At 67.1% G+C, this 17,622-nt stretch carries 9 protein-coding genes, 2 tRNA genes and 3 pseudogenes; 7 read left to right on the top strand and 7 right to left on the bottom strand.

The window, feature by feature from the left end:
• Positions 1–60: 60 nt before the first annotated feature.
• Together ACHMW8_RS13460 and ACHMW8_RS13455 are read right to left on the bottom strand one after the other, a co-directional pair.
• A pseudogene (locus ACHMW8_RS13460) lies at positions 61–490 on the bottom strand (MucR family transcriptional regulator).
• A 539-nt stretch (positions 491–1,029) separates the two neighbouring features.
• Positions 1,030–1,103, bottom strand: a tRNA-Gln gene (locus tag ACHMW8_RS13455).
• A gap of 165 nt (positions 1,104–1,268) precedes the next feature.
• Between ACHMW8_RS13455 and ACHMW8_RS13450 the strand changes: the two genes are divergently transcribed.
• A tRNA-Pro gene (locus tag ACHMW8_RS13450) sits at positions 1,269–1,345 on the top strand.
• A 174-nt stretch (positions 1,346–1,519) separates the two neighbouring features.
• The gene (gene sppA, locus ACHMW8_RS13445) at positions 1,520–3,304 is read left to right on the top strand and encodes a signal peptide peptidase SppA (protein ID WP_395445809.1); all 1,785 of its coding nucleotides are present in this window, start codon (positions 1,520–1,522) and stop codon (positions 3,302–3,304) included.
• 176 nt (positions 3,305–3,480) lie between these two features.
• On the opposite strand, the gene ACHMW8_RS13440 is transcribed toward sppA, so the two are convergent.
• Positions 3,481–6,585, bottom strand: a complete 3,105-nt coding sequence (locus ACHMW8_RS13440; protein WP_395445808.1) for a carboxypeptidase regulatory-like domain-containing protein — start codon at positions 6,583–6,585, stop codon at positions 3,481–3,483.
• 703 nt (positions 6,586–7,288) lie between these two features.
• Here ACHMW8_RS13440 and ACHMW8_RS13435 point away from each other — a divergent pair.
• Entirely contained in the window at positions 7,289–7,696 is a 408-nt protein-coding gene (locus ACHMW8_RS13435) for a TIGR01244 family sulfur transferase (RefSeq protein WP_395445807.1), read from the top strand.
• 6 nt (positions 7,697–7,702) lie between these two features.
• Here the strand turns inward: ACHMW8_RS13435 and ACHMW8_RS13430 are convergent, their stop codons facing one another.
• Positions 7,703–7,849 (bottom strand): hypothetical protein, encoded by a 147-nt coding sequence (locus tag ACHMW8_RS13430; RefSeq protein WP_125156065.1) that lies wholly within the window; start codon positions 7,847–7,849, stop codon positions 7,703–7,705.
• Positions 7,850–7,923: 74 nt separating this feature from the next.
• On the opposite strand from ACHMW8_RS13430, the gene ACHMW8_RS13425 reads away from it, so the two are divergent.
• Entirely contained in the window at positions 7,924–8,817 is an 894-nt protein-coding gene (locus tag ACHMW8_RS13425) for an MBL fold metallo-hydrolase (RefSeq protein WP_395445806.1), read from the top strand.
• Between the two features lie 21 nt (positions 8,818–8,838).
• Here the strand turns inward: ACHMW8_RS13425 and ACHMW8_RS13420 are convergent.
• Positions 8,839–11,777 (bottom strand): annotated as a pseudogene (locus ACHMW8_RS13420) (long-chain-fatty-acid--CoA ligase); the annotation flags it as partial.
• Positions 11,778–11,985: 208 nt separating this feature from the next.
• Here ACHMW8_RS13420 and ACHMW8_RS13415 point away from each other — a divergent pair.
• On the top strand, positions 11,986–13,749 hold the full coding sequence (locus ACHMW8_RS13415; protein WP_395445805.1) for an ATP-binding protein: 1,764 nt from the start codon (positions 11,986–11,988) through the stop codon (positions 13,747–13,749).
• 3 nt (positions 13,750–13,752) lie between these two features.
• Here ACHMW8_RS13415 and ACHMW8_RS13410 read toward each other — a convergent pair whose 3' ends face one another.
• Complete coding sequence (locus ACHMW8_RS13410) at positions 13,753–15,252, bottom strand: AAA family ATPase (RefSeq protein WP_395445804.1); 1,500 nt, start codon at positions 15,250–15,252, stop codon at positions 13,753–13,755.
• 144 nt (positions 15,253–15,396) lie between these two features.
• Between ACHMW8_RS13410 and ACHMW8_RS13405 the strand changes: the two are divergent.
• A pseudogene (locus ACHMW8_RS13405) lies at positions 15,397–16,016 on the top strand (TetR/AcrR family transcriptional regulator).
• Positions 16,017–16,034: 18 nt separating this feature from the next.
• On the opposite strand, the gene pdxH reads toward ACHMW8_RS13405, so the two are convergent.
• Positions 16,035–16,703 (bottom strand): pyridoxamine 5'-phosphate oxidase, encoded by a 669-nt coding sequence (gene pdxH, locus ACHMW8_RS13400; protein ID WP_395445970.1) that lies wholly within the window; start codon positions 16,701–16,703, stop codon positions 16,035–16,037.
• Between the two features lie 116 nt (positions 16,704–16,819).
• Between pdxH and ACHMW8_RS13395 the strand changes: the two genes are divergently transcribed.
• A complete protein-coding gene (locus ACHMW8_RS13395; protein ID WP_395445803.1) occupies positions 16,820–17,518 on the top strand; it encodes a DnaJ domain-containing protein in 699 nt (232 codons plus the stop codon).
• The last annotated feature ends 104 nt before the right edge of the window (positions 17,519–17,622 follow it).

Raw genomic sequence — 17,622 nt, 5'->3', positions numbered from 1 at the left:
CGGATACGAAAAAGGGACGCCGCCGGCGTCCCCTTCGTCGTTCCAAAGGTCTGTGAGCGATCAGCCCTTGCGCGAGCGCGTGGCCTTGCCCTTGCGGCCGCCCTGGCCCAGACCAAGAGCCTTGGCCATCGCCGAACGGGCCTCGCTATAGGCGGGCGCCGTGGTCGGGTAGTCGTTCGGCAGACCCCACTTGGCCTTATACTCGGCGACGGTCATGCCGTGGGTCGTGAGGTGGCGCTTCAGAAGTCTTGTAGGGCTTGCCGTCTTCGAAGCTGATCAGAGCCTCCGGCGTAATGCTCTTGCGGATCTGAGCCGGCGTCGCCTTGGTCACGGCCTCGACCGTGGGCGCCGGCGGCGCGCCAATACCGGCCAGAGCATCGTGCGTAGCACGGATCAACGCTGGAAGTTCGGAAACCGGCGTAACGTTATTGGCCACATAGTTGGCCACGATCTCGGCGGTGAGCTCGATTAGGGTCGCTTTATCTTCCACGATCACAACTCCATTCCCCTTTGGTTCGCAATTACACGGTCGCCTGAGAAAAACAAGTAGTTTGCCGGTTATTTCTCAGCCAATTCGTGAATTACCGTAACAATTCACTGTCGTTGAACGGGCTCAGCAGCGCTAATTTTCGCCAACTATAACGGTGACATCGCCGATATCAGGCATCGATTCGAAAGCTAAACCCCAGGGTGCAGCCCTCTATCTCGCAACTGCGAACTCAACTTGCATGAGTTCTGACATCCTCGGGGCCAATACCGCGACATGCTGCGTGCTCAACGCTCGAAGCGGCGCCGATTACCCCTCGCGGCCCGAGAACAGCCGCGGGCCGACATGATCATTGCGCGAATGGACTTGCCAATCGATTGTATCCACGCCGCCGTCGACCCCGCCCCCTCCTCGACGACCAAGCCGCGGGCCTCGCGAAATCTCGCGGAGACCGCCACGCGGGCGACAGCGACCGGCGCACGCATCCGGCGCGGGAACGCGTGCAAGAGCTGAAGATCAGCTCGACTAGTGATGGAAGGAAGTGGCTGGGGAACTAGGACTCGAACCTAGAATGACGGTACCAAAAACCGCAGTGTTACCATTACACCATTCCCCAGCAGGAACGGCGAAACCCCTCGGGGCTCGGCGAGGCGGTGGAAATAGCTCACGACTCGGACGGATGCAACAGGCCATTTCAGAACTTTTTTCGGGTCCTCGCGCGAACCTCGAAAAAGGCGCTTGCGCCCTCCGAAACCGCCCCCTATAAGGCCGGCCTCCAAGTCGGAGTGTGGCTCAGTCTGGTAGAGCACTGCGTTCGGGACGCAGGGGTCGCAGGTTCAAATCCTGCCACTCCGACCATTTTCTCCCCGCCAACCAGAGGCGGGAAAACAGCCCAAAATTCATAAGTTTAGGCGTCGCGAGAGCGGCGCCTGACTTGCGACTCGCCAGAACCGGGGCGCGTTGCGCGCTGTTCATTTGGTCGCAACCCGAACAGCGGTTAGCTTGTCGCCGGTTTCGCTCACAGGACCTCCGATGAAGCAGTTCTTCCTGACCGTCGCCGGCGTCTTCGTCGGTCTTCTGCTGTTCGTGGTCGGCGTCCCCTTCCTGCTCATCGTGATGGCCGCCGGCGCGGCCCGACCCGCCCCCGTTCCCACCCACACCGTGCTGCAGTTGGACCTGCGCGGCGGCCTGTCGGACCAGGCGCCTCAGAACCCCTTCGCCGCGTTCGGCGGCGGCGGGAGTTCGGTGATGTCGATCATCGAGACGCTGCGGCGCGCCGAGAAGGACGACAAGGTCCAGGCCGTCCTGGTGCGCCTGCCCGAGGGCGGCATGGCTCCGGCGGCAGCCGACGAGCTGCGCCTGGCGTTCAAGCACTTCCGCGAGACCGGCAAGAAGCCGATCTACGCCCACAGCCAGGGGCTCTATCCGTCCGGCATGGTCACCTCGACCTACATGCTGGGCGCGGCCTCCAGCGAGTTCTGGATGCAGCCCGACTCCAGCTTCCAGGCGGTCGGCGTTTCGTCGGAGGCAATGTTCTTCAAGCGCTTCTTCGACAAATACGGCGTCAAGGCCGAGTACGAGCAACGCTACGAGTACAAGAACGCGGTGAACCCCTATCTCTACAGCGACTATACCCCGGCTCACCGGGAATCGACGCTGTCATGGATGGGCTCGGTCTATCGCACGGCTCTGACCAGCGCTGCGATCGACCGCAAGCGCGATCCGGTCGCCCTGACCAGGACCCTTGAGGCGGGGCCGTACAGCGCCCAGGAAGCGCAGGGCAAAGGCCTGATCGACAAGGTCGGCCAGGTCAGCGACATCCAGGCCTTCGCCCTCGACAAGGCCGGCAAGGGGGCGAAACTTGTCGATTTCGACGACTACGCGGCCCGTTCCAAGCCGCCGACCGTCAAGACCGGCCCGGCCATCGCCGTGATCGGCGCCGAGGGCGCGATCGTCACGGGCGCCGACGGTGGCGGCTCGCCGTTCAGCGGCGACGGCAACGTCTATTCCGACACCGTGGCCCAGGCCTTCAAGACGGCGATCGACGACAAGGACGTCAAGGCGATCGTGTTCCGCGTGTCCTCGCCCGGCGGTTCGGACACCGCCTCGGAGCAGATCCTGGCGTCGGTCAGGGCGGCCAAGACGGCCGGCAAGCCGGTGGTGGTCAGCATGGGGACCTATGCGGCCTCGGGCGGCTACTGGATCTCCAGCCAGGCCAATTCGATCGTCGCCCAACCCTCGACCCTGACCGGCTCGATCGGCGTCTATGGCGGCAAGTTCGCCCTGGGCGACGCCCTCGCCCGGTTCGGCGTCGACACCAAGCCCCTGCATGTCGGCGGCGACTATTCGCAGGCCTTCGGCGCGGGCGAGGGCTTCACGCCCGAGCAGCGCGCCAAGTTCTCCGGCTGGATGGACCGCATCTATGCCGGTTTCGTCGCCCGCGTGGCCGAGGGCCGTCACCTGCCGCCCGAGCGCGTGCGCGAGATCGCCAAGGGCCGCGTCTGGACCGGCGAGCAGGCCAAGCAGCTGGGCCTGGTCGACGAGCTGGGCGGCTTCTACGACGCGGTCGACAAGGCCAAGGCCCTGGCCAAGCTGAAGGACGATGTGCGCCTCAAGCGCATGGATGGCGGCAAGTCGCCGTTCGAGGCCTTCGAGCGCTTCCTGGGCGTCAGCGAGACCTCGGCCAAGACCCTGGCGGCCGCTGCCTGGGTGCTGGGCGATCCGCGCTCCCAGGCGATCCTGGACGAGATGGCCAAGGCCCGCCTGCGGGCCGCGCCGGGCGGGGCGTCGGTGCTGGCGGACACGCCGGTGCGGTAGACCTTCCTACAGATTGAAGCATGAAGCCCCGGCGCGGCGCGCGTCGGGGCTTTTTGTTTGCGTGGGTGCAAGGCGCCCAAGGCCGCCCTAGGGGTCGTCGCGGCCCTTCCCTCCGTCTTGCGAGGAGAGGGGGGACCAGCGAAGCGGGTGGGTGGGGCTTTCACGGCCGCCAGGCGTCAGACATCCCGCAACGTCCCCCACCCTCCCCGCAAGGGGGGAAGGAAAATAGCCCCCCAGACACGCCAAAGCCGCCGACCTCTCGGCCGGCGGCTCAGGACATCGCCCAAAAGAAAACGCCGGTGCTTTCGCACCGGCGTTCCCCATCGATAGCCGAAGCTGTCGATTAGAAGGAGTAGCGAACGCCCAGATAGGCGCGACGCGACGAGACCCAGCCGTTGGCCTGTTCGAAGCCATACTGGCCGCTGCCGGCGCGGTTGGCGACAACACCGGTCGGCGACTGCTTGTCCAGGATGTTGAAGACGTTCGAGGAAGAACTCGGCCTCGCCGACCGGGAGCTTCTGGACGTACTTCAGGCGCGCATCCAGGGTGTAGTAGGACGGGTTCTTGCCCGAACCCACGAAGCCCGGCAGCACGTAGGTGTCGTTGATGCCGCCCACCGGGCGGACGTCACCCATCGGCGGCAGATAGCGGCTCGAGACGACGTCGGCCGGCGTGTAGTACGAGCCGCTGTTCCAGTTGAACACGCTCGAGACCTGCAGGCCGAACGGGAAGTCGTACGAACCGTAGGCCTTGACCTGGTGCTTGATGTTGCCGGCCTGGCGACCCCAGATGTTCGGCGCGCGCGGATCCAGGGCGAGCCAGTCGCCTTGGAAGTCGGCGTTGCCGTCCGAGTTCGAGTTACCGTACGCCTTGTTGTGGGTGTACGACAGCTGACCGAACCAGTTGGTGGTCTTGTACTTGGTCAGGACGAACTCGTAGCCGGTGTACTCACGCTTGCCGCCGGCCAGGGTGCCGATCACGTAGTTCGTGGTCGGGGCCGAGCTGAAGCCGAAGTACGAGTACGGCAGGTAGAGCGGCGAGCCTGGGAAGGCGATGCCGGGCACCGGCGTGACGCCGTCATCCGGGTCGACCGGCGCGCCATCGGCGGCCGTCGCGTTCGGATTCGAATACAGCGTCAGATCATAGTCTTCCATGATGTCTTTGCTGATCCGGCGCGTCACCGTCGCCGAGAAGCCGATGCTCGAACCGATCGTGGTCGAGGCGCCGATCATGAACTCGTCCGTGTACGGCGTCTTGGTGCTCGGCGCGAACTGCGCGTCGCCCGGGCCGCGGGTACGGAACGTGATCCACTCGTTGCCCACGCGGATCTGCTCGTTGTTCACCGGACCGGTCAGCGCACCAGCGAAGTCGCTCATGTCGTTACGGATCGGGTCGTAGTAACGGCCGACATAGGCGAAGACCTTGGTGCGGCCGTTGCCGAACACGTCGTAGGTCGTGCTGACCCGCGGCGCGATATCCCAGTCGAACTTGGCGATCCGGCTGCCGTCCGAGGCGAAGTGACGCCACTTTTCAGCGCGCAAGCCGGCGTTCACGGTGAGGCGATCGATCGTCCAGGTATCCTGGAGGTACAGGGTCTCACCCTTGCTCGACACGGTGTACGGAGCATCGGCCGCGCGGACCGAACGGTAGACGTTGACGTTGCCGTACGGGTTGCCGGCGGTGCTATTGAACACCAGGGCGTTCAGTTCGGTCTGGGAGATCGAGCCGTTACCGTTGGTGTCCAGCAGCGCCTTGGCGCTGGCGCTGGCGTTCAGAGCCGGCAGAATGAAGCCAGCGGTGTCCGTCGAGGCGATAGCGCGAGCGGTCCAGCCCGAGCCGATGTACTGGCCGTAGGTGGTGCCCAGATACTGCTTGTCGATCGAAGCGTAGGTCACGCCGCCCGGGACCGAGTCGGTCTGGAAGTAGGTGTTGTCGGTGTTGACGTAACCACCCTTGAAGGTGTGCGTGCCCAGCTTGGTGTCGAGGAAGTACTCGAAGTTCAGGCCGTATTCCTTGCGGTCACGGTGCTCTTCGAAGTTGATGCCGCGACCACCCAGCGAGCGCTGTTGGAGGGTGGATTGGGCGGTCGTGCGGAAGGTGACGTTGTCGCGGATGGTGCTGTCGACGGCGATGTCGGTCAGTTCCGACTTGTGCTTGAACGCATAGGCGTTCACGCGCAGGTCGTTCCAGGTGTGGGTGTAGTCAACCTTGTAGTTATCGCCGCCTTGCTTGCGGCTATAGTCACGGTTGTTGAGGATCGTGGCGTCACGCTGGCCGCTGAGCTTGGTCGGATCGTTGAAGAACGTCCCCGTCAGACGGTCGTTGTCGGTGATCTGCCAGGTGCCCTTGAAGAAGGCGTACTTCTCGTTGCGCGACACGTTGCGGATCGTAGCGCCGGTCGTAGCGTTGAGCACTTCGTCTTCGCGGTGCTTCTTCTGGTACGAACCGAAGACCCACAGCTTGTCCTTGATGATGGGGCCGCCGAGGGTGAAGGCCGTGTCGTAGGTCTTGTAGCCGCCCGAGGTCGAGTGCTTGTCCTTGGCGACCAGGCTGTCGTTCTGCAGGTAGTAGTTGACCGAGCCGTGCCACTCGTTCGAACCCGACTTGGTCACGACGCGCGAAACCAGACCCGAACCGCCAGCGTATTCAGCCGGCACGCCGCCGACGATCACTTGCTGTTCCTGGATGATTTCCGAGTTGAAGTTGGCGCCGAAGGTGCCGGTGACCGGGTCGGTCACGTCGACGCCGTCGAGGTAGTACAGGTTGTCCGACGAGCTGCCGATGGCGCCGCCGACGTCCGAGTAGTTGACGCCCGAACGCGAAGACGGGTTGCCGCCGGACGAGGGCTTCACGCCCGGAACCAGCTGCAGGTAGCTCTGGTAGTTGCGGCCGGTGGGGAGCGATTCCACCGTCTGCAGGGTCAGGGTGGTGCCGACGGTGGCCGAGGTGACGTCGACGGCGGCCAGCGAACGGCCGGTGATGACGACTTCTTCGATCGTGTTGCCTTCGGCGGCCAGCGCGTAGCCGACCGACAGGTCCTTACCCGAAACGACGGCGACGTGGTCGGCGCTGAAGTTGCTGTAGCCACCGGCCGAGATGGTCACGGTGTAGTTGGTCGACGGATCCAGGCCGCCGACGCGGACGCGGCCTTCGGCGTCCGTCGTGGCCGTCTTCGGGCTGAGCGAGTCCGGCGACTTGATGACGACCGTGGCGCCCGCGAGCGGGGCGCCGTTCGGGCCCGTGACGGCGACGCGCAGGGCGCCGGTTTGCGACTGGGCCATGGCGACCCCGGTGACGCAAACGCTCAGCGCAATGCCAAGCGCGACGCGGCTCACGCCCTTCGCGAGGCGCGCGCGTGCGCTACCTTTGTTGAATTCCATGTTTTTCAAATCCCCTCTGAGCGTGGCGCGGGCGGCAAGTCGGACAGAACCCCTCTAGAAACTTTGTCCGACCTGGAGCGGAAAACCGCCTAACGGCGCCACGAGATCACTGGTGTCCCGGAAAACATTTCTCCGGTTGTACCGACGTTAGGGGGGCGCGCCGCCGAGGGTCAATTGTCATTGCAAAATTGTAATTCACATCGCGCCTCCCTGTCGCAAAATCGCCACAGGGTCGCCGCTTTTCCGGAGACCGTTGCTCAGCTGGAGTACCGAAGGCTCGGAAGGGCGCGCAATATCTTCGCCAGGCTTTTGTTTTATCGAGGTTATTCTAACCTCAAGGAACGCCGTTCAAGCCGTTATCGTTTCGAAGAAAATCCAGCGAGAAAATTACCGGCCACAATTGACAGACAGAAAATCATGCCCAGGACAACGCGGTTCTGCACAAATCTCTTTTGAGAGTGAGGCAAAGAGCGACACAAACTCTTCACATATGCCGACTTAGCGCGCACCGTGACCGACGGCGCTGACCATTGCCTAGGCGCCCGTCGCCCACGAAGATGCCGGGGCGGCGGAGCACGCCGCGCGACATGAGCTCCAAAGACCCATGAGTGAATTTCGACGCGTCACCGACTCCCTTTCGGTCAGCCCGCAAGTGACCGAGGCCGACATGGCCCGCGCAGCGGCGCAGGGATTCGTTCTGGTGATCAACAATCGTCCCGATGGCGAGGACCCCAGCCAACCGTCGAGCGCGGCGATCGAGGCTGCGGCGCGGTCGGCGGGGATGGATTATCTGCATGTGCCGGTGCGGGGCGGCCCGACCCAGGAGCAGGTGGACGCCGTTCGCGCGGCGACGCAAGGCGCCGGCGGACCGGTGCTAGCCTTCTGCCGCTCGGGCACACGCTCGATCGTCACCTGGTCGATCGGCCAGGCCCTGGCGGGCCAGGACCGCGAGACCCTAGTCAACCAGGGTCGTGAAGCCGGTTACGACCTGTCGGGCGTGTTGCCCGCTTAAGCCCGGCTAGAAAGCGGCCGACTCGCGGGCCGCCATCGGCGTCGGTTCGGGCTGGCAACTGGCCAGAACGAACTGCGCCAGGATGATACACAGAATGGCGAAGGCCGCGCGCTGGAGCCGTTTTGAGACAAAAATCGCCGCGTCCGCCGTCATGGCCGATCCCTCCAGGGTTACTGGAAGCTTAAAGCGCAAGACCGGCGCCGCCGCCGCGTCCCAGGAGCGAACCGATGATCCCCTTCGTCCGCGAACTGGAATTCGAATACGGCCGCTGTGACCAGGTCTCGCCGCTGATCCGGCGGGTGATCGCCTCCAATCCCGGTCCGTTTACCTATACCGGCACCGGCGTCTATATCGTCGGGCGGGGCGAGGTGGCGGTGATCGATCCCGGCCCGGACATCCCCGAACACTTCGAGGCTCTAAAGGCCGCCTTGGCGGGTGAACGGGTGAGCCACGTGCTGGTCACCCATCATCACCTGGACCACTCTCCCCTCGCCCATCCGCTGGCGGAGGCGTTCGGCGCCACGGTTCACGGCCTGCCCGCCCCCGCCGACCACGGCGAGGCGGCGTCTCCGGGACTCGAGGAAGGCGCCGACCGGCGCTTCAGGCCCGATGTCACCCTGGCCGACGGCGACTTGCTTTCGGGGCCGGGCTGGACCCTGGAGGCCGTGACCACGCCCGGTCACACCTCCAACCACATCTGCTTCGCCCTGAAGGAAGAGAACGCCCTGTTCTGCGGCGACCACATCATGGGCTGGTCAACCACGGTGATCACTCCGCCCGACGGCGACATGGGCGACTATTTCGCCAGCCTGGCCAAGGTGCGGGCGCGGAACTTCGACGTCCTGTGGCCCACCCACGGCGCGCCGGTCCGCGAGGTCGCCCCCTTTATCGACGCCTATGTCGCCCACCGCCGGGGCCGCGAGGCGCAGATCCTGGAAGCCTTGGGCGCGGGCTTCACGACCATCAAGGCGATGGTCCCCAGCCTCTACGCGACCGTGGATCCGCGACTGCACCCGGCGGCGGCCCACTCGGTCTTCGCGCACATGATCCAGTTGGTCCGCGAGGGGCGGGTCGTAACGCCAGGCGAGCCAGGGTTGGAGTCGGAATATCGGCTCGCCTGAGACGGACTGGCCTACTCCCCCCCGCACCGCGCTCATCAGCGCGCCGATCCGGGCGCAGTTGCGGCCTTGGTCAGGGCCCGCGTCGCGGCCGATCGAGCGCATGTTCGAGGCGCGAACCCTGGGCGTCCGGACGCACTCGCACCACCAGGTCGTCGGTCAGGCCATACCAGAAGCTGCTGCCCGTGGCCTCCAGCCGGCCGTCCATCGGGTCGTCGGTGACCAGGGTCATGCCGGAGGCCAGAACGGCGGCCTTGACCGACTCGTAGACGTCGCCTGGCGCGCGTGCGCTGACCAGCGGACGGGCGACCGGGCAGGTCTCGGCGTTAATCTCGGCCACGCGACGCCCGGCATAGGCGGCCGAGCCCACCGGCAGGCTGGGGTCGTCGTCAACCACCACGGCCGAACCGCCCCGGGCGGCCATGGCCGCATCCGAGAAGCCCAGCGGCGTCTTCCAGTCGGTGGCCACGTCATGAATCGGCGGCGACTGGCCGCCCAGCGCCTTCGCCGCGAACATCGCCCCGAAGGTGGCGGCGGTGATCACCAGGGCCAGCGCCGCGCCCTTCCACAGGCGGGCGAAGCCGGCGCTGAGCGCGATGACCAGGCCGATCAGTCCAGTGGCGACGCTGATGAAGGCCAGCCGCGGCGCCCAGTCCAGGGTCATGGATGTGTAGCCCAGCGGCAGCGGGATCATGCCCAGCTTGACGCCGAGCGCGCCGCCGCCAGCCAGGATGGCCGGCGCCAGGGCGATCAGCAGGGCCAGGTCCAGATAGAGCGACGCCCAGCGCGGCGGCTTGCCGGAGACCTTGTCCGTCGTCGCGACCTTGGCGGCTTTCTTGCCCTTGCCGCGCTTGCCCGGCGTGATCGGCATGGCGAACGGCAGGGCTTCGCCGGCGTCGGTGAGCACGGGCTTGGGCGCCTCCGCCTGATCCGGATCGCGCAGACGCAGCGGCGGCTCCGGCTCGACCTTGACCTCGACCGGCTCGGGTTCCGACGCGGCAACCGCGGCCTGGGCCTCGGGCGCCGAGGGGTTCTCGGCGACGGCGACGGCGGCGGCGATCGCTGTGGCCTCGGCGATGATCGCGTCGGTCGCCGAGACCTGCTGGACTTCCGGCTCCGGGGTCGGGTCGGCGACCACCTCAGGCTCAGGCTCCGGCTCCGGCTCCAGCGCGGGCGCGATGGCTTCGGCCTCGACCTCCTCGGCGGGCTCGGGCGCATAGATCACCGCCGCGTGGCCGCCGTCGGCGGCGGCCAGGGTCGGCGCGGGCTCCGGCGGAGGCGGAGGGGGCGCGGGCGAAGGCTGCACCGGGGTCTCCGGCAGCTTGTAACCATCGTCCTGCAGACGCTTGCGGATCACCTTCTTGTCGATCTTGCCGGTCGCGCCCAGCGGGATGTCGTCGACGAACAGCACGTCGTCCGGCATCCACCACTTGGCGATCTTGCCCTGGAGGTAGTCGATGAACTCCTCCTTGGTGGCCGTCTCATCCGGCTTCAGCTTGACCAGCAGCACCGGCCGCTCGTCCCACTTGGAGTGCGGCATGCCGACCACCGCGGCCAGGGCGGCCTTGGGGTGGCCCACGGCGATGTTCTCGATCTCGATCGTGCTGATCCACTCGCCGCCGGACTTCACGACGTCCTTGGCGCGATCGGTGATCTGCATGAAGCCGTGCTCGTCGATCGTGGCGATGTCGCCGGTGTCGAAGAAGCCGTCCTCGTCCAGGATCTTGCCGCCGGCGCCCGGAAGTACTCCGCCGCGATGATCGGGCCACGAATTTCAGATGGCCGAAGGCCTTGCCGTCATGCGGCAGGAGCTTGCCGTCGTCGTCGGTCAGGCGCAGCTCCACGCCCAGCGGCGGCCGGCCCTGCTTCAGGCGGTAGGGCATCTGCTGGTCGTAGGGCAGCTTTTCCAGTTCGTCGGTCATCACCGACAGAGTCCCGACCGGCGAGGTCTCGGTCATGCCCCAGGCGTGGACCACCTCGACGTCGTACGTCTCCTGGAAGGCGCGGATGATGCTCTCCGGACAGGCCGCGCCGCCGATCACCACCTTCTTCAGCACCGGCAACTTGGCGCCCGTGGCCTCCAGGTGCTGCAGCAGCATCTGCCAGACGGTGGGCACGGCGGCCGAGAAGGTCACGCCCTCGGTGTCCAGGAGCTCGAAGATCGAGGCGCCGTCCATCTTGGGACCCGGCATGACGATCTTGGCGCCCGCGCCCGGGGCCGAGAACGCCACGCCCCAGGCGTTGGCGTGGAACATCGGCACCACCGGCAGGATCACGTCCTTCTGCGACAGGCCCATCACGTCCGGCTGCAGGGTTATCAGGGTGTGCAGGAAGTTCGAGCGGTGCGAGTACATCACCCCCTTGGGATCGCCCGTCGTGCCCGAGGTGTAGCAGAGGCCCGCCGCCGTCCCCTCGTCGAAGCCGCCCCACGCGCATTCGGCGCCGTGCTGCTCCATCAGGTCTTCATAGGCGATCAGGCCCTTGAAGTGCGGGGCGTCGCCGGCCAGCGGGAAGTCGGCCGGCATGTGGCCGCGATCGGTGAACACCACCACGTGCTCGACGTGCGGCAGCCGCGGCAGGATCGCGGCGATGATCGGCAGGAAGGTCAGATCCGTGAAGATCAGCCGATCGCCGGCGTGGTCGGCGATCCAGGCGATCTGCTCGGGGAACAGTCGCGGGTTCAGGGTGTGGCAGACCGCCCCGATGCCCATGACGCCATACCAGGCCTCCATGTGGCGGCCGGTGTTCCAGGCCAGGGTGCCGACGCGGTCGCCAGGCTTGATCCCCAAGGCCAGCAGCGCGTTCGACACCCGCTTGGCGCGATCGCGGATCTCGCGATAGGTCGTGCGCACGATCGGCCCCTCGACCGAACGACTGACCACCTCGCGCCCGCCGTGCCACTGGGCGGCGTGATCGATGATCTTGTCCAGGGTCAGGGCCCCGTGCTGCATCAATCCCTGCATCCGAACGCTACGCTCCCGCCGCTTATCGTTGTTCACGCAAGGCTATCGTTGTGCGGCGCACCACGCAACGCGCCGCGCCCTTCGGGGGAAAAGACAGCGTTTGCGCGGCATGCCGCGCCAATCGGCCGCACGGCGCATTTAAAGACTCTTGATTGCGATGGGCCGATAGTTCCCGTGGGCGAACGTGTTCGCGGATGGGAGACGGGGCTTGGGCTGGCTGGCCGACACTCTGGCGGATGAAAGACTGGACGAGGTGGGCGCCGACATTCGGCGGCTCGGCGTCTCGCGTCTCATCTCCGGCTGTCTGGCCGCCTGGATCGTCGGCCTTGGCCTGGGGGCGACCGCCGCCTTTGTGTGGCTGGTCGGCTTCCTGGTCGCCGAGGGCCTGGCGACCCTGGCCTGCCGCAACTTCGGCCGAGGCCGTCCAGTCTCGCGCGGCGACCGCGCCGCCTTTATCCTGGCCGCGATCCCCGTCAACGCCAGCTGGGCCGCGCTGGCCGGACTGCTCTGGCTGCAGGGCTCCGACAAGCTGAAGATCGCCGCCGTCGCCATCTGGTGCGGCCAACTGGTCTTCGCCCAGCAGTACCGTCACCAGCCGCTGGCCCTGCTGATCATCAGCGGACTGATGCCGGCGGCCTCCCTGATCGTCTTCCCCTTCTTCTTCATGCCCGGCGCCGACATGGCCACCCAATCGATGCGCTGGTCGCTGGTGCTGCTGATCGCCGTCACGCTGAACGTCGCCCTGCGTAACCGCGCCGCCGCCCGCCGCATGGACGCCTTGACCCGAGGCCTGCGCGAGGAGCGCGAGCGCGCCCTGGAGGCGGCCCGCGCCAAGTCGACCTTCATCGCCGTCACCAGCCACGAACTTCGCACGCCGATGAACGGCCTGTTGGGCATGGCCCATGCCCTGGAGCGCTCGCCCCTGAACCCGACCCAGCGCGAACAGGTCGCCCTGATGCTCAAGTCGGGCGACAGCCTGATGCAGTTGCTCAACGACGTTCTGGACATGTCGCGGATCGAGACCGGCCGTGTCGAGCTGGCGCCCGAGGCGATCGATCCGCGCGCCATCGTCGCCGACGTGGTCGACGCCTGGCGCGACGCGGCGGTGTCCAAGAACCTGTCGCTGTTCGCCGATTTCAGCGCCGAGACGCCGGACTGGATCCTCGCCGACCCGCTGCGCATCCGACAGATCCTGACCAATCTCGTCTCCAACGCCGTCAAGTTCACGACCCAAGGCCACGTCCGGGTGGGCGTCGACGCCGAGCGCGCGGGCGACGCGTGGATGCTGCGCTTCACGGTCAGCGACACTGGACCCGGCGTGCCGGCGGCGGCCGCGGACCGGGTGTTCGACAGCTTCACCCAGGCGGATGAGACCATTTCGCGCCGGCACGGCGGCGCAGGGCTCGGCCTGACCATCTCGCGCGCCCTGGCCCGCCAGCTGGGCGGCGACCTGGAGCTGCGCCCGTCCCAGGTCGGCGCCTGCTTCGTGCTCAGCCTCCGCGTCGAGGAAGCCGAAGCGGCCGCGGCCGCGCCCGCGCCGGAACTCGAGACCCAAGACGACAAGACCCTCGATCAGATCCGGGTGCTGATGGCCGAGGACAACGCCGTCAATCAGCTGGTCGTGCGCGCCATGCTGGAGCCGACGGGCGTCACCCTGACCATCGTCGAGAACGGCGAGGAGGCGTTGAAGGCCATGGCCTCGGGCCAATACGATTGCGTGTTGATGGATATCAACATGCCGGTGATGGACGGCATCACCGCGCTGGAGGCGATCCGCCAGGGCCGGACCGGCGATCCTGCCCTGCCCGTCATCGCCCTGACCGCCTCGGCCATGGCCGGCGACCGTGAGCGGTTCCTCGGCATGGGCTTTGACGACCACCTGGGCAAGCCGGTCAAGCCGATGGACCTGATCACCGCGATCGTCCGGGCGGTGAACCCGGAGCCGCCGGGCGAAGACCGGCAGGCGGCGTGAGCCTCAGCCCATGGTCTCCGCCAACGCCCGGGCTTCGTCCTCGAACGCGTTGACCGTATCGACCTTGCGCCAGGTGATCTCGCCGGTCTCGCGGGTCAGTTGGTTCTCCAGCACGGCCACGTCGGCGTCCGAGGCGTCGTTGACCCGGGCCGCAACCCGCGCGCGCAGCACCTCGGGCGGCGCCTCCAGCCAAACGCCCAGGAAACCGACGTCGCAGGTCGTGGCCAGGGCCTCGGCGCGAGCCCGCTCCTCGGCCTTCAGGAACACCGCGTCCAGCACCACCGAGCGGCCGGCCTTCAGGCACAGCTCGGCGTCATGGAACAGCTGGTCGTAGACCTTCTGGCTCATCTCCGGCGTATAGGCCTCGCGCGGCAGGCGCTGCAGCGAGGGCACGCCCCACAGGCGCTTGCGGATCTCGTCGGTGCGCAAAACGACCGCGCCCGGGGCCGAGCCGAGACCCGGGGCGCAGACGCGCGAAAAGGTCGACTTGCCCGAACCCGACAGGCCGCCGGCCGCCACCAGGCTGACCGGCTTGGGGGCCAGATGCTCGAGGGCGGTGTTGAGGTAAGCCCGCGCGGCCTCGTCGTCGCCGGTATAGGCCCAGACGTGGGTGCGTACGGCGGCGCGGACGCTCAGCATCAGCGGCAGGGCGGCCAGGCCCGTCCATAGCCCTTCGCCGAACGTACGGGCGGCCTCGTCCAGATAGGCGTTCAGCACCCGGCCGGCGGCGTCGCGGCGACGGCGGAAATCCAGGTCCATCAGCAGGAAGGCCAGGTCGTACTGCACGTCGATGTCCGACAGGGTGTCGTTGAATTCGATGCAGTCGAACAGGATGGGCTGGCCGTTCTCGATCAGGATGTTCCCGAGGTGAAGGTCGCCGTGGCAGTGGCGGGCGAAGCCGTCCTTGGCGCGGCCGTCCAGCAGCGGACCCAGGCGCTCCAGCGCGATGTCGGTCTCGTGAACCAGGCGCTCGACCGCTTGCTTGCCCAGCCGGGCGGACAGGCCGCGCAGCAGGTTGGCGTTGGAGCGGATCGTGTAGCCCAGGGCCGCGACGCCGCCGCCTTGCGGACGCAGCGACGAGCCGGCGTGGAAACGCGCCACGGTGCGGCCCAGCGAATCCTCCAGCGCGTCGTCGATCGCCCAGGGTTGGGTGGCCAGCACGCCGTTCTGGTCGAAGCGGCGCATCTCCAGCAGGTACTCGACGATCTCGCCCTCGCCGTCGATCTCCAGGCCGCCGTTTGGGGTGCGGTTCAGCCGGCGGACCTCGCGATAGATGTCCGGCGCGGCGGCGCGGTTGAAGGTCAGCTCGCGCTCCAGCGCCCAGCGGCGCAGCTCCAGGGTGGAGTAGTCCAGGAAGCCGAAGTCGACGGGGCGTTTGACCTTGAAGGCCGAACCGTCGATCAGGAACACCCGGGCGCACGAGGTCTCGATCGTGCTTTCCGCCCGCTCGCCAAACCAGGCGGCCACTTCCTGCTCGCGCGCGGCTTCCGCGTCCTTGATCACGCCCAGCGTCCCATCTCGTCGCGCCCGAAAATCGGCGCCGGGGCTGCATAGCCGAAACACGCGCCCGCGTCCTCTCGCGCGAGCCTTGCCGAGCTTCGATTTTCGCGGTTAGATTGCATCGAAGCCATTGAGTGCGAGTGTCATATGCTTGTCGGCGCGGGTCTGAAGCGGTCTGGACACAAGCGCGAGGAAATCCTCGCCTCGGCCAGATTCCTATTTCTGAAGGAAGGTTACGCCGACACCGGCATGGAGGTGGTCGCCCGCGCCGCCGGGGTCTCGACCGCCACCCTCTATGCCTATTTCCCCAGCAAGGCCGACCTGTTCAAGGCGATCGTGATGGAAACGGTCAGCGGGATCGGCGCCCGGTCCGCGAGGCTGTCCGCGTGAAGGGCGACGCCCGAACGCGCCTGACCGCCCTGGCCGTCGCCTACGCCACCTTCCTCTCGCGAGCCGACACCCGGGCCATGTTCCGGATGGTCACGGCCGAGCGCCGCCGCTTCGAGGATGTGGCCGAATACTTCCTGCAAAGCGCCCGCGACGAACTGGGCGGCGCGACGATCTCGGTGATCAACGACCTGGCCAAAACTGGCGAGATCAGGGTCGAGAAAGCCTCCTGGGCCGCTGGCCAGCTGATGGGCCTGCTGGACCACGTCACCCTGGTCCTGGGCATAACCGCCGGCGACGATGTCCTGCCCCGCCGCACGATCCAGGACATCGCCGACGACGCGGTCGAGACGTTCCTGGCGCGGTATCGGGCGAGGTGACCGGGAGCGGGCGCTGGCTTAAGGAAACAGCCGCTTCGTCGTCCAGCCCCCGTCCGCGCGGTCGAACACCAGCCGCTCATGCAGGCGGAACGGACGGTCGCGCCAGAACTCGAGGGTGACGGGGATGATGCGATAGCCCGACCAGTGCGGCGGGCGCGGAACCCTGCCCAGGCCGAACTTCAGACCCATCTCGGCGACCCGCTTTTCCAGGGCCAGGCGGTCGGGCAGCGGACGCGACTGGTCGCTGGCCCAGGCGCCCAGCTGGCTGGGACGGGCGCGGCTGGCGAAATAGGCGTCGGCCTCGGCGTCGCTGACCGGCTCGACCACGCCGCGGATCCGCACCTGGCGGCGCAGGGACTTCCAGTGGAACAGCAGGGCCGCCTTGGGCTGGCCGTTCAGCTCGCGCCCCTTGGCGCTCTGGGTGTTGGTGTAGAAGACGAAGCCGCGCGCATCGACGTCCTTCAGCAGCACCATGCGCGAGTCCGGCATGCCGTCGGCGTCAACGGTCGAGACGGTCATGGCGTTGGGGTCGTTGAGCTCCTTCTTGCCCGCCTCCTCCAGCCACTCGGCGAACAGGGCGAACGGATCCTCTTCGGACAGCAGGGGCGGCGGAACCGCCTCGGTCACCTGGCGGACATAGTCGTCCTCGCTGGGCGAGGCGGGGATCAGGGTCGGGTCAGCGCTCATGGCTTCGATATAGAGCCTGGCGCGGTCGAGAGCCACATCAGGGCGAACCCTTTGGGGAACCCGCCCTAAAGTCTTAACTTAACCCGCCGTTGACCATCCGGCGCCAGGGTCGGGCCATGACGACCCGTACGCCCGCCCTGACGCTTTCGGCCGCTCGCGCCCTGCTGGGTGTCGCGTCCAACGCCGACGAGCGCGAGCTGCGCACCGCCTATCGCGAGGCGGCCAAGCGGGCCCACCCCGATCGTCCGACGGGCGACGCGGCCTTGTTCCGCGACGTGCTGGCCGCCTACCGCCTGCTGCAGGACACGCCGGTCGCGCAGCACAACTTCCCGCCCGCGGTGCAAGCCGTCCCGCTGGCCGACCGCGTCTTTCTCGAGATCGACATCGCCACGGCCGTGGCCGGCGGCGCCGAAGAGCTGGCCATCGACGGCCGCCGCCTGCGGCTGAAACTGCCCGCCGGCCTGCGCGAGGGCGACAAGGTCCGGGTCGAGGGCGTGATGTTCGAGGTCAGGTTCCGCGCCCAGGACGGCGCCCTGGTGCGCGGCGACGATATCTGGCTGACCGGCAAGGTCGACCCCCGCGTGCTGGCCGAAGGCGGTCGCGTCGACGCAGACACCCCGCTGGGCCCGCGCCCGGCCTGGATCTCGACCAAGGCCGCCGCCCGCGGCCTGGTCCGCCTGCCCGGCCAGGGCCTGCCCGCCCGCGCCAGCCACAAGGCCGGAGATCTGTTCCTGCGCCTGGAAGCCGCCGAAGCCTGCGGCGAAAGCCCGGCGCGCTCGCTGCTAAAGCGCTTCGCGGCGGCTTGGGCGGCCTAGGGCCTCACAGAAAATAATCGCGCACGATCTTTTTCATCGCCGAGCTCTTGCATTTATATCGCGCACGATTAAATCGTTCGCATCACTTCAGGCCAAGGAGACTC

Origin of the sequence: Caulobacter sp. UC70_42 (genome assembly GCF_044056025.1) — a bacterium.
GTDB lineage: Bacteria > Pseudomonadota > Alphaproteobacteria > Caulobacterales > Caulobacteraceae > Caulobacter.
This window is presented reverse-complemented; position numbering and strand designations above follow the sequence as displayed.